At 66.6% G+C, this 12176-nt stretch carries 13 protein-coding genes; 3 read left to right on the forward strand and 10 right to left on the reverse strand.

Annotated features, from left to right (window positions below; all coding sequences use genetic code 11):
- Positions 1-23 precede the first annotated feature (23 nt).
- Both IEX33_RS16340 and IEX33_RS16345 read right to left on the reverse strand, forming a co-directional pair.
- On the reverse strand, positions 24-677 hold the full coding sequence (locus tag IEX33_RS16340) for a DedA family protein (protein ID WP_188731949.1): 654 nt from the start codon (positions 675-677) through the stop codon (positions 24-26).
- Between the two features lie 71 nt (positions 678-748).
- A complete protein-coding gene (locus IEX33_RS16345) occupies positions 749-1348 on the reverse strand; it encodes a helix-turn-helix domain-containing protein (protein WP_229675430.1) in 600 nt (199 codons plus the stop codon).
- A gap of 67 nt (positions 1349-1415) precedes the next feature.
- On the opposite strand from IEX33_RS16345, the gene IEX33_RS16350 reads away from it, so the two are divergent.
- A complete protein-coding gene (locus IEX33_RS16350) occupies positions 1416-2393 on the forward strand; it encodes an NAD(P)/FAD-dependent oxidoreductase (RefSeq protein WP_188731951.1) in 978 nt (325 codons plus the stop codon).
- Here IEX33_RS16350 and IEX33_RS16355 read toward each other — a convergent pair.
- The 4 genes from IEX33_RS16355 to IEX33_RS16370 are packed head-to-tail and all read right to left on the reverse strand — an operon-like array spanning position 2380 to position 6758.
- Entirely contained in the window at positions 2380-3156 is a 777-nt protein-coding gene (locus IEX33_RS16355) for an enoyl-CoA hydratase (protein WP_174179459.1), read from the reverse strand. The genes IEX33_RS16350 and IEX33_RS16355 overlap by 14 nt on opposite strands.
- Complete coding sequence (gene mmsB / locus IEX33_RS16360; RefSeq protein WP_188731953.1) at positions 3153-4142, reverse strand: 3-hydroxyisobutyrate dehydrogenase; 990 nt, start codon at positions 4140-4142, stop codon at positions 3153-3155. The genes IEX33_RS16355 and mmsB overlap by 4 nt, the downstream gene beginning before the upstream one ends.
- The gene (locus tag IEX33_RS16365) at positions 4135-5259 is read right to left on the reverse strand and encodes an enoyl-CoA hydratase/isomerase family protein (RefSeq protein ID WP_188731955.1); all 1125 of its coding nucleotides are present in this window, start codon (positions 5257-5259) and stop codon (positions 4135-4137) included. The genes mmsB and IEX33_RS16365 overlap by 8 nt, the downstream gene beginning before the upstream one ends.
- Positions 5259-6758 (reverse strand): CoA-acylating methylmalonate-semialdehyde dehydrogenase, encoded by a 1500-nt coding sequence (locus IEX33_RS16370; protein ID WP_188731956.1) that lies wholly within the window; start codon positions 6756-6758, stop codon positions 5259-5261. The genes IEX33_RS16365 and IEX33_RS16370 overlap by 1 nt, the downstream gene beginning before the upstream one ends.
- Positions 6759-7012: 254 nt before the next feature.
- Between IEX33_RS16370 and IEX33_RS16375 the strand changes: the two genes are divergently transcribed.
- A complete protein-coding gene (locus IEX33_RS16375) occupies positions 7013-7819 on the forward strand; it encodes an exodeoxyribonuclease III (RefSeq protein WP_104188127.1) in 807 nt (268 codons plus the stop codon).
- A 34-nt stretch (positions 7820-7853) separates the two neighbouring features.
- The gene (locus IEX33_RS16380) at positions 7854-8750 is read left to right on the forward strand and encodes a hypothetical protein (protein WP_188731958.1); all 897 of its coding nucleotides are present in this window, start codon (positions 7854-7856) and stop codon (positions 8748-8750) included.
- A 52-nt stretch (positions 8751-8802) separates the two neighbouring features.
- On the opposite strand, the gene IEX33_RS16385 is transcribed toward IEX33_RS16380, so the two are convergent.
- The 4 genes from IEX33_RS16385 to IEX33_RS16400 form a co-directional block, all read right to left on the reverse strand.
- Positions 8803-9855, reverse strand: coding sequence for a LacI family DNA-binding transcriptional regulator (locus IEX33_RS16385; RefSeq protein WP_188731959.1), 1053 nt, complete (start codon positions 9853-9855; stop codon positions 8803-8805).
- A gap of 140 nt (positions 9856-9995) precedes the next feature.
- Positions 9996-10244 carry a hypothetical protein gene (locus IEX33_RS16390; protein WP_174179442.1) on the reverse strand — a complete coding sequence of 83 codons (249 nt, stop codon included), beginning with the start codon at positions 10242-10244 and terminating at the stop codon, positions 9996-9998.
- Entirely contained in the window at positions 10241-11137 is an 897-nt protein-coding gene (locus tag IEX33_RS16395) for a carbohydrate ABC transporter permease (RefSeq protein ID WP_188731960.1), read from the reverse strand. Before IEX33_RS16395 ends, IEX33_RS16390 begins: the two co-directional genes overlap by 4 nt.
- Positions 11134-12171: a carbohydrate ABC transporter permease gene (locus IEX33_RS16400; RefSeq protein ID WP_188731962.1), complete on the reverse strand. Its 1038-nt coding sequence runs from the start codon at positions 12169-12171 to the stop codon at positions 11134-11136. Before IEX33_RS16400 ends, IEX33_RS16395 begins: the two co-directional genes overlap by 4 nt.
- Positions 12172-12176 lie beyond the last annotated feature (5 nt).

Here is a 12176-nt window from a genome sequence, read left to right on the forward strand (position 1 = left end):
ACGCGACCTTCGGGATGGGCCCGTCAGCGGCGGACTTTTTCCCGCTTGAGCCGCCGCACCACGAGCAGGGCTACCGTCACTCCCAGCGCGGCGTAAACCGCGTAGTTCAGGAACCTGGAGTACTGCTCGATCAACTGGTATTGGGTGCCCAGCAGGTACCCGAGGCCGATCAGGGCCCCGTTCCAGAGTCCACTGCCCGCCAGGGTGTACACGCTGAAGGTGGCCAGCGGCATCCCGGATGCTCCGGCCGGGAGGGAAATCAGGCTGCGGACACCGGGGAGCAGCCGGCCGAAAAAGATCGAGGACCTGCCGTGGCGGCGGAACCATCCAGCTGCTTTCTCAAAGTCCTCCCGGTCCACCAGGGGGAGCCTGGACAGCCCTCGGATGGACCGTTGAAGGCCCAGCTTCGCGCCCAGCCAGTAGAGCAACAGCGCACCGAGGTAGGCCCCCAGGGTGCTGGTAACAAAGACGAGGATCAGCTGCAGGGAACCCTGTTTGGCGAGGTAGCCGGCCAGGGGAAGGATCACCTCGCTGGGGATAGGCGGAACCACCGTTTCGGCGAGGGTAAAAGCACCGACGCCCCACTCGCCCATGTGCTCTATGGTCCGGGCAGCAACGCCCACCAGGCCGGTCAAATTGTCAGTTGAGCCGCCAGCGCCTGCCGCCATTCCCCACATAGAACTCCCCATCTGCTTCCGGCCGTCCCGTCCTGTCTACCTTAAGCAGCTGGGAAAAAGCTGGACCAAAGTCAGGACGGCCGGGAACGGACATGCATCCGCTCCCCCTGGGTGCCGAAAAGGCTGAGGAACTCAACCGGTTTTCCATCCGCCCGGCCGAACCAGTGCGGGACGCGGGTATCGAACTCGGCCGCCTCCCCCGCCCCCAGGACGAGGTCCTGGCTGCCCAGCACCATACGGAGCTTTCCGTTGAGGACGTACAGCCACTCGTAGCCTTCGTGCACCTGCGGGTTGGGGTGGTCCAGCGGCCCGGCCGGCAGGATGTGCTTGTAGGCCTGGATTCCGCCCGGCTTCCGGGTAAGCGGAATGATGGTCATCCCCCGCGCTGTGATGGGCCGCAGGTGCACCCGGGGATCCCCCGTTGCGGGTGCACCCACCAGTTCATCAAGCGGGACGTGATAAGCCTTCGCCAGGGGCAGCAGCAACTCGAGGTTTGGGCGGCGCTGGCCGGACTCCAGCCTGGAGAGCGTGCTCACCGAGATGCCGGTGGCGTCTGCCACTGCTGACAGGGTGATGTCCCGGGCCAGGCGGAGTGCCCTGAGACGCGGCCCAACCGCCGCAAGCACAGCGTCCGTTCCCGAGCCCGTGCCGCTTTCTCCTTCCATATCCATGGCACCATATTGCCATTCCGGCAAAATACTTTGCCAGTCCAAACAGGAACGCAGCAGCATGGGAGCCATGACTGAAAACATCGAAACACTCCATGACGTCCTGATTGTTGGCGGCGGCGCTGCCGGACTGAGCGCGGCCCAGATGCTGGGCCGCAGCCGCCGTTCCGTGGCCGTGGTGGACAGCGGGGAACCGCGCAACGCCCCTGCCGCGGGTGTCCACGGCTTCCTGTCACGCGACGGGATCAGCCCCGGCGAGCTCCTGGCTGTCGCCCGCACGGAGGCTAAGGGCTACGGGGCTGCCGTGGTCCACGGCAGGGTCGTGGCTGCCGGCGGCGGCCTGGCGCAGGGCTTCCATGTAACGCTCGACGACGGCACGCAGCTGCGCGGGCGGCGCCTGCTGATTGCCACCGGGCTCACGGATGAGCTGCCCGCCGTCGACGGGCTGCGTGAGCGCTGGGGCAGGGACGTGCTGCACTGCCCGTTCTGCCACGGCTGGGAAGTGCGGGACCAGGCCATCGGCATCCTGGGGAACGGCCCGTGGTCAGTGCACCAGGCCCTGCTCTTCCGGCAGTGGAGCAGCAACATCACGCTCTTCCTGAACAACAGGGTTGCCCCGTCCGACGCCGAAACCGAACAGCTGGCGGCGCGCGGGATCCGGGTGGTGGACGGGGTTGCCGAGGCCGTCCGGGTTGAACGTGACCGGCTGCGCGGAGTCGCCCTGGCCGGAGGTCCGGAGATTGCCGTGGAGGCGCTGGTGGTGGGCCCGCGCGTCCATGCCCGGCTGGACGCCTTTGCCGGCCTTGGCCTGGCCCCGTCCGAACATCCGTCAGGAGCGGGAACCTACCTTGAAACGGATGCCGACGGCGGCACGCCCGTCCCCGGCGTCTGGGCGGCCGGCAATGTCACGGACCTGAAGGCGCAGGTGCTGGCCTCTGCGGCCACTGCCGCCTGGACCGCCGTCGTCATTAACAACCACCTCATGGCGGAGGAACTGGCGGCGGACATCGACGCCTACCGGAGGTCGCTGTCCCCTACCGGTGCCTGAACTCCGGCTGGCGCTTCTCCGTGAACGCCGCCATGCCTTCCTTCTGGTCCTCGGTGGCGAAGAGGGAGTGGAACAGCCGGCGCTCGAACAGCACCCCCTGGGCGAGCCCGGTCTCGAAGGCGGCGTTCACGGCTTCCTTGGCCACCATGGCCACTGGCCTGGACTTGGAGGCGATCACGTCGGCGGCCTTCAGGGCCTCGTCCACCACGTCCTCGGCGGGGACCACGCGGGACACCAGGCCGCAGCGGTCGGCTTCCTCCGCCCCGATGAACCGCCCCGTAAGGATCAGGTCCATGGCCTTGGCCTTGCCCACGGCGCGGGTCAGCCGCTGTGAACCGCCCATGCCGGGCAGGACGCCCAGGTTGATTTCCGGCTGCCCGAACTTCGCGTTGTCTCCGGCGATGACCAGATCGCACATCATGGCCAGTTCACAGCCCCCGCCCAGGGCGAATCCCGAGACGGCCGCAATGGTGGGGATGCGCAGCCGGGTGAAGTCTTCCCAGCCGCGGAACCAGTCGGCGGCGTACATGTCCATATAGCCCTGCGCCGCCATCTCCTTGATGTCGGCGCCGGCTGCGAAGGCCTTGCCGGAGCCGGTGATAACAACCGCCCCCACCCCGGGATCGGCATCCATGGCCTTGACCGCGGCCACCAGTTCCTCCATGGTGGCCTTGTTCAGGGCGTTCAGTGCCTGCGGGCGGTTCAATGTCACCAGGCCCACCCGGCCCCGCTGCTCCACAAGGATGTTCGCGTATTCCGTCACTCCGGGCTCCCGTCGTCCTGCGCTGCGCCCTGTGGCGCACTGCCTGCTGAGTTCTCTGGTCCGCCGCCCGCCGGGCGGCCGGACATATCGCGGATGTCGGTGATGATGCCGGAAAAGTCCCTTCCCGCGCCCTCCCCTGCCGCAAACGTACCGTAGATTTCCGCGGCGAGCGGTCCCATCCGGGCTGCCACCCCGGTGCTGTTGAGGGCGTTGACGGCCAATGAGAGGTCCTTGGCCATCAGGGCCCCGGCAAAACCTGGCTGGTAGTCACGGTTGGCCGGGCTGGTGGGGACGGGACCGGGCACCGGGCAGTTGGTAGTGAGGGCCCAGCATTGTCCAGATGCCGCGGAGGCCACGTCGAACAGCGCCTGGTGGCTCAGCCCCAGCTTCTCCCCCAGGACAAACGCCTCGCTGACGGCGATCATGGAGACGCCAAGGATCAGGTTGTTGCAGATCTTCGCGGCCTGGCCTGCGCCATGGGCACCGCAATGGACAACGCGCCTGCCCATCACGTCCAGCAGCGGCCGCACCGCCTCAAAGTCCGCGGCGTCCCCGCCCACCATGAAGGTGAGGGTGCCTGCTTCGGCCCCCACTACGCCGCCGGAGACCGGGGCATCCACGGAGCGGTGGCCGGCCTCGATGGCCAGGAATGCTGCTTCCCTGGCCTCGTCCACGTTGATGGTGGAACAGTCCAGGAACATGGTCCCGGGCTTCGCCGCCGCGAGCAGTCCGGGTTGCCCCGCCTGGCCGCGATAGGCGTCCAGGACATGGCGGCCGCTGGGGAACATGGTGAGGACCACGTCCGCTCCGGAGACTGCCTCGGGGGCGCCGGCTGCAACCGGGACGCCGCTGGCCTTGGCGGCTTCGAGGGCTGCCGGCACCACATCGAAGCCGGCCACGGAATAGCCTGCCTTGACCAGGTTCACGGCCATCGGACCGCCCATGTGTCCGAGGCCCAGGAAGGCGACAGTGTATTTTTCAGTCATGGTCAGGCTCCTTTAGCTGCGGGTCCACGCCCCGAAGGTCCAGTTCCCGGCTCCCCAGGGGCTCAAAAAAGCGCTCCACCTGCTCCGGCGCCACGTCCGCCAGGGTGGCCGGGTTCCAGCGGGGGTTCCGGTCCTTGTCCACCACCTGCGCCCGGATGCCCTCCCGGAAATCCGGCGCTTCCAGGAACCGCAGGCCCGTCCGGTACTCCTGCGCCAGGGCCTCATCGAGGGTGTGGCCTTTCGCGCGGCGCAGGGCGGCCAGCGTGACCTTCACCGACGTGGGCGATTTCGCCTCGATGGCGTCTGCCGCCTGAGCGGCCTCGTCGCTGCCCACGCCCTCGTAGCCCCGCAGGCGCCGGACGATGTCCCCGGCGTCATCCGCGGAGTAGCAGGCGTCAATCCATTCCCGCTGTCCCTGCAGCGCCGAGGGCGGCGCTTCCGTGCTGTAACGCCCGACGGCGGCTTCCGCTGTTTCGTGTTCCAGCGCCGCCACCAGGGCGGGCAGTTTTTCGGACGGCACGAAGTGGCTGGCCAGGCCAAGGTACAGCGCATCCGCTCCGTCCAGGTGTGCGCCGGTCAGGCCTGCGTGGGTTCCTGTTTCACCGGGGGCGCGGGACAGCAGGAACGTCCCTCCCACGTCGGGTGCAAAGCCGATGGTGGTTTCCGGCATCCCCGTGCGGGTGCGTTCGGTGACCACCCGGACGGACCCGTGGGCGGAAATTCCGACGCCGCCGCCCAGCACCAGCCCGTCCATCAGAGCCACATAGGGTTTGGGATAGCGGGCGATCAGGGAGTTGACCCGGTACTCGGTGGCCCAGAAATGCGCGGTCCGTTCCCCACCTTCCAGCATGTCCCGGTAGATGGCCACAATGTCGCCGCCGGCGCAGAGGCCCCGGTCTCCGGCGCCCTGCACCAGCACTGTGGCGACGCCGTCGTCGTCCGCCCAGGCGGTGAGCTGTTCCAGAAGCTGCCCCACCATGCCGGCCGTGAGAGCGTTGACCGCCCTGGGCCTGTTGAGGGTAATGACGCCCAGCCGGCCGCGGCGCTCAAACAGCACCTCCCTGCCGTCCACTGAAACCCCTGTATCAGCCGTGCCCTGCGGTGCGCTGTGCGTCATCAACTTCCTTCCGGCATCACGAAGCTGGCTCCGTGCCGTATTCCCGAGGGCCACCGCGTGGTCACCGTTTTGGTCTTGGTATAGAAGCGGAAAGCGTCCGCGCCGTGCTGGTTCAAATCGCCGAAACCCGAGGCCTTCCAGCCCCCGAACGTGTAGTAGGCGATGGGCACGGGGATGGGGACGTTGATCCCCACCATGCCCACGTCCACCCGGGTGGCGAAATCGCGGGCGGCATCACCGTCCCGGGTGAAGATGGCCACGCCGTTGCCGAACTCGTTCCTGGTGCAGAGCTCGAGCGCTTCGTCGTAGTCTGCCGCCCGGACCACGCACAGGACAGGGCCGAAGATCTCGTTGCGGTAGATCGCCATGTCCGTGGTGACGTGGTCGAAAAGCGTGGGTCCTACCCAGAAGCCGTCCTCATGGCCCGGCACACTGAGTCCCCGGCCGTCCGCCAGGAGCGTGGCCCCGGCGTCAGCCCCTGCCTGGATGTAGCCCTCGATGCGTTCCCTGGCGTCGGCCGACACCACCGGGCCAAAGTCGGACGCCTGGTCAAAGCTGTGGCCCACCTTGAGGGCTGAGACGCGGTCCTGGAGTTTGGCCACCAGCCGGTCCGCTGTTTCCTGACCTACGGGCACAGCAACGGAGATGGCCATGCAGCGCTCCCCGGCGGAGCCGTAGCCGGCGCCGATGAGGGCGTCCGCGGCCTGGTCCAGGTCGGCGTCGGGCATGATCACCATGTGGTTCTTGGCCCCGCCGAAGCACTGGGCCCGCTTTCCGTGGGCCGCGGCCGTGGCGTAAATGTACTGGGCAATCGGGGTGGAACCCACAAAGCCCACCGCCTTGACGCGCGGATCCTCCAGCAGCGCGTCCACGGCCTCCTTGTCGCCATTGACCACGTTGAACACCCCGTCCGGGACGCCCGCTTCGGTATACAGCTCGGCCAGGCGCAGCGGTACCGAGGGGTCCCGTTCGGAGGGTTTCAGGATGAAGGCGTTGCCGGCGGCCAGGGCAGGGCCGGACTTCCACAACGGGATCATGGCCGGAAAGTTGAACGGGGTGATGCCGGCCACGACGCCCAGGGGCTGGCGCAGCGAGTGGATGTCTATCCCCGGTCCGGCGTCGCTGGAGAACTCTCCCTTAAGCAGGTGCGGCGCCCCGGCGGCGAACTCCACCACCTCCAGGCCCCGCTGGATGTCGCCTTTCGAGTCGGCGAGTGTCTTCCCGTGTTCGGAGGACAGCAGCCGGGCGAGCGCGTCCAGGTCCCGGTTGACCAGGTCCACGAAACGCAGCAGGATCCTCCCCCGGCGCTGGGGGTTCATGGCCGCCCACTCAACCTGCGCCTTCTCCGCGACGGCAACAGCGTTCTGCACCTCGTCCCGGCCGGCAAGCGGCACGCGGGCCTGGACCTGGCCGTTGCAGGGGTCGAAGACGTCGCTAAAGCGGCCCGACAGGCCTGCCGGATGCTGGCCGTTGATGTAGTGGGAGAGTTCACGGACCATGACTGCACGCTCCTTCGCATGTGATCCAGGTCATTTCTGGTTGCGAATATACTCGGACTTCCTACTAACTTCCACCGGAGCTTGCGCGTCTTGTTCCGCTGTCCCAGCCACATGACGGGCACGCCGGGCTGGGGCACATTGGCGCCTGTTCCTGGCGAATGCAGCTGCATGCCTGGGCGTGTCCGCGCCGTTGTGCCCCGTTTCGGCGGCACTTCCAGATCCGCATTTCCGGCGCTCAAGGTAGGTTAGGAACTGTGAAGATAGCTACCTGGAATGTGAACTCGCTCCGTGCCCGCGCCGACCGCGTTGAAGCCTGGCTTCAGCGCAGCGACTGCGACGTCCTGGCCATCCAGGAGACCAAATGCAAGGACGACAACTTCCCGTGGGAGCTCTTTGAACGGATGGGCTACGAGGTGGCCCACTTCGGCGTGAACCAGTGGAACGGGGTTGCCATCGCCTCCCGTGTGGGGCTGGAGGACGTTGAGCGGACGTTCCTGGACCAGCCCTCCTTCGGCAAAGCAGGCAAGGACCCGGTCCAGGAGGCCCGCGCCATGGCTGCAACCTGCGCCGGAGTCCGCATCTGGAGCCTCTATGTCCCCAACGGCCGTTCCCTGGACGACGAACACATGCCCTACAAGCTCAAGTGGCTGGAAAGCCTGAAGACCCACGCCCAGGAGCTCGTCACGCAGGACCCGGGTGCCCAGGTGGCCCTGATGGGTGACTGGAACATCGCGCCCTTCGACGAGGATGTGTGGGACATCGACCTCTTCGTCAACAACCGGTACACGCACGTCAGCCCGCCGGAACGCGCCGCCTTCCATGCCTTCGAGTCGGCCGGTTTCACCGATGTGGTGCGTCCCTACACACCGGGTCCGGGCGTGTACACCTACTGGGACTACACCCAGCTGCGCTTCCCCAAGAAGGAAGGCATGCGGATCGACTTCGTGCTGGCCTCCCCGGCTTTGGCAGCGCGCGTCACCGGCGCTTCGATTGACCGCGAGGAACGTAAAGGTAAGGGCGCGTCGGACCACGCACCCGTGCTGGTGGAACTGGCGGACTGATGACTGTGACCTGGACCCACGCAAGGAGGCCGTCGTGACCGGAAACCTCTACCGGGGCCAGGCCGGCCTGCCGTTCTCGTCAACCCTGCGCGTCTACGAACCGCTGGACGCCTTCCCCGAAGAGCAACGGCAGGCGATCCAGGAGGCAGGGGCGCGAGCTGCCTCCCGCGCCGCCGTCGAAAACGCCGAACTGCTTGCCTCGCTGGGGCGCATCACGCGCTCCGGAGGCGATCCCTTCCCCACCGGACGCACAGACCTGGTACGCGTCACCACCGCCCCGGCACCTGCTGGCGGGAGTGACAGCGAACCATCCGCCGACGGAGCCGGCGCCGAGCCTGTGCTGCTGTACTGTCCCAGCCAGCTGGTGCTGCGCGCCGGCCTGGCCGCCAACGCCCTGATGGAGGGCATCCACGGCCCGCTGGCGGAACTGCTGATCCCCGAGGAACAGCGGGACAAGCACCAGGAACGGATTGACCAGGTGAAGGCCCGCGACGGCTCAACCCGCGTGCACACCCGGGCATCCACATGGGGAATCCCGTTCAGCTGGTTCTCGCTGTTCATGGAGTCGGACCACAAGGACGTTGTGGAGTCCGGGGGGCGGATCGTCACAGTGCGGGTGTGGGCGCCCATCACCGAGGCGTTGGAGCGTGCCCGCTACGCGGTGGCCAACCTGGCCCTGGCGGCGCCGGACCTGGACATGCTGGACGATCTTGCCCAGCTCACCGAGTGGCTTGAGATGTTCCACGTGGAATCGATGGTGGAGCTCGACTACGGTGCTGTCGCGGACAAGGTGTACCCGGACGAATCCCCCATGGACATCAGGCTGGGCATCGAGTGCCTCGCGGAGGGCGACATGACCGGTGCTGCTGCCGCCTACCGCCGGCTGGCGTCCCGCTGGATCCCGATCCGGCAGTTGGCTCGCGCCTCCTAGGCTGGCCCTTGGGGGGGGCGCATACCCGAACCGTCCCCTGGCCGGGGCTGCGCTAGGACTGGGGCGGCGCCGTCGTCCTTCTGACAATCAGTTCATGGGGCGCGACGGCGGACTGGACCGACCCAACCTGCCCGTCCAGTTCATCAAGGAGCATCTTGGTGGCCAGCTCGGCCTGCTCGTCGGGCCGCTGGCCCACTGTTGTCAGGCCCACGGCATCAGCGAAATCGTGGTTGTCGATTCCCACGACGGACAGGTCTTCCGGCACCCGGACCCCGAGGCGGGAGGCTTCGAAGATCACGCCCATGGCCATCTCGTCCGAGGCACAGAAGATGGCGGTGGGCTTGGCCCCCGGCTTGGACCAGAGCCGGCGGAAAGCCGCCTGTCCGCTGCGCACCGTGAAGTCGCCCCACTCGTCCCATTCGGGCCGGGTGGGAAGCCCGGCCGCCGTCATCACGTCCTTGAACGCCAGGATGCGGACGCGGGGAACGTCGAAGTTCAGGTCCGTCTCGTCGTCGCCGTGCAGCAGTGCAATATCCCGGTGGCCCAGGTCGATCAGGTGGCGGACGGCCGTGGACGCAGCGGCGTAGTCGTCTATCCCGATGTAGGCGCACTCCTCGACATGGCCGCCCACCACCACCAGGGGTATGTCGATTTTCTGGAGGTGCTCGAGTTCCTCGTGGGTCAGGGCCATACACAGGACCAGCAATGCATCGATCTGCTTGTAGACCATGGTCTTGCTGAAGAGCCGTTCCCGGTTGCTGCCGTGCCCGCCCAGGTTGAACAGGGACAGGTTGTAGTTGCGGGCATGCAGCTCCCGGTCCGCGCCCTCGATGGCCTTGGAAAAGAACCACCGGCTCACAAAAGGCGCCAACACCCCGATGGTCTTGGTCCGGCCTGTGGCAAGGCCCGAGGCCGAGCTGGAGGCCACATAGCCCAGGTCTCCTGCGACCTCCAGGATCTTTTGCCGCGTTGCCGGTGACACCCGGGGCAGTCCCCGGACCGCCCGGGACACGGTGGCGGTGGACACGCCCGCGGCGGCCGCTACGTCTTCAATGCTGACCCCACTGTGGCCGCCCCGTTGAGACCTTTCACTTGTGCGTGCCACGGTGTCCCCTCATATACTCCCTGCAGGCATGCGCCCTGCTCCTGTGCGATGCCCCCTGCAATGGTATTTCGGGCACCGGCTTGCATCGCAGTGTTACCTGCCGGCCGGAGGTAGCACTCCCGGCCGTACTGCCGGGAGTGCTACCTCCGATCGGGCAGGCGTCGCCGCAGCCGCACCATGCCGTACAGCGCCAGCAGAGTTGCCAGCAGGCCCAAGGCCCAGCCGAGTGCAGGTTGGGCCGTCACCTCCATCCAGAGGGTGACCACGAACAGGACCAGGGCCCAGAAGCCGAGGAACCCAATAATGATGTCAAAATCCTCGCCGGACCTGGCCCGACGGCGGTCGCTTCCCGCCCCCGTGGGGCGGGAGCGGGAAGCGTCACCCGTCACTTGACCGCACCCGCCGTAAGGCCGGCCACGATCTTGCGCTGGAAGACGAGCACCAGGATCACCAACGGAATGGTGACAATGGTGCCCGCGGCCATGATGGCCGTGTAGGGGATTTGGTTCGGCTGGGCACCGGCGAAGCTGGCGATGGCCACCGTGACCGGCTGCGTGGCGTCATTCGACAACTGGCTGGCGATCAGGAACTCGTTCCAGGAGGAAATGAACGCCAGGATCGCCGTGGTGAAGATCGCCGGAGCTGCCAGGGGCATGATCACTTTCCGGAACGCCTGGCCCTGCGTGCAGCCGTCAACACGGGCTGATTCCTCCAGCTCCCACGGCATTTCGCGGAAGAAGGACGTCAGTGTGTAGACGGTCAGCGGCAGGACGAAGGAGATGTTCGGGATGATCAGCGCCTGGTACGTTCCCATCCAGCCGATGTTGGTGAACAGCTGGAACAGCGGGGTGATCAGGGCAACGCCGGGGAACATGGATGCGCCCAGGATGAAGCCCAGCACCAGGAACTTGAACCGGAAGTTCAAACGGGCCAGGGCGTACGCGGCGAAGACGCCGATCAGCAGCGAGATGGCCGTAACGGTCACGCCGATAAAGACGCTGTTGATCAGTGCTTGGCCAAACCGGTTGCCGAACGAGGTGTCGAAGGCCGTGGCGAAGTTGTCCAGGGTGACGTGGGTGGGCAGCAGCGAGGTGTCGTAGGTGAAGCCCACCTCGCGGAACGCCGTCACCACCATCCAGTAAGCCGGCGCAAGGCACCAGATCAGGATGACGGCGGCGCTGATGTACGTGCGTGCCTGCGCCCATTTCTCCTTGTTCTGGGCGGCCTTGCGGCCCTTGTCCTGCCGTGCGCGCAGTTCCGTGGAGGCAGTTGTGGATGTCATTTCTTCCCCTTACCGGTGGCTCCGCTTTGCTCCACGACGTTCGCACCAAGGAACCGGACGAAGATGAATGCGACCAGGAAGATGATGATGAACGTAATGGTGGACAAGGCGGCCGCTGAGTTGAACCCTTGCCTGATCTGGTTGATCACCAGGATGGACAGCGTGGTGGTGTTGTTGGCACCGCCGGTGAGGATGTACGGAAGGTCGAACATGCGCAGGGCGTCCAGGGTACGGAACAGGATAGCCACCATCAGCGCCGGCTTCACCAGCGGAAGCGTGATGAGCCGGAAGCGCTGCCAGGCAGTAGCCCCATCCACCTTGGCGGCCTCGTAAACGTCCGCCGGAATCATCTGCAGGCCCGCAAGGATCAGCAGCGCCATGAACGGCGTGGTCTTCCACGTGTCCGCGATGATCACGGCCCACTTGGCCGGCCACTCGCTGCCGGTCCACAGGATGGAGGCGTTGAACAGCTTGTTGGCGATGCCCTCGAAGGCGAAGATGAAGAGCCACAGCTGGGCGGTGACGGCGGTGGGGATGGCCCACGGAACCAGCACTGCCGCACGGACGAGTCCGCGGCCCTTGAAGGTCCGCGCCATGATCATGGCCATCCAGAAGCCAAGGATTGTTTCAAAGGTGACGGTGATGACCGTGAAAAGGAAGGTTGTTCCGGTGGCTGACCAGAACTGGCCGCCCAGGGTGCCGGGCGGGCAGGCGACGGTGCCGCCGCCGGGGGCGGCACACTGCTGGCCAAGCCAGTTGACGTAGTTCTGGATGCCGGCGGGACCGCCGGCGGTGAAGAGCCCGGTTGCCGGGTCAAGCCCGGCGTCCTTCTGGAACGACATAACGATGGCGCTGATGATCGGGTAAACGATCACAATGCCCAGCGCAATGACGGTCGGAGCAAGAAGCCATGCAGCCCACTTACCCTGGCTGAGGATCTTGTTGTCTTCCCCTACACCCTTGGGTCCGTGGTGGACCGGGGTCCCGCCCGACGCCGGCCCTTTTACCGGCGTCGGGCCCAATTCGGTTGCCATGATGG

The sequence above is a fragment of the Pseudarthrobacter scleromae genome (assembly GCF_014644515.1).
GTDB lineage: Bacteria > Actinomycetota > Actinomycetes > Actinomycetales > Micrococcaceae > Arthrobacter > Arthrobacter scleromae.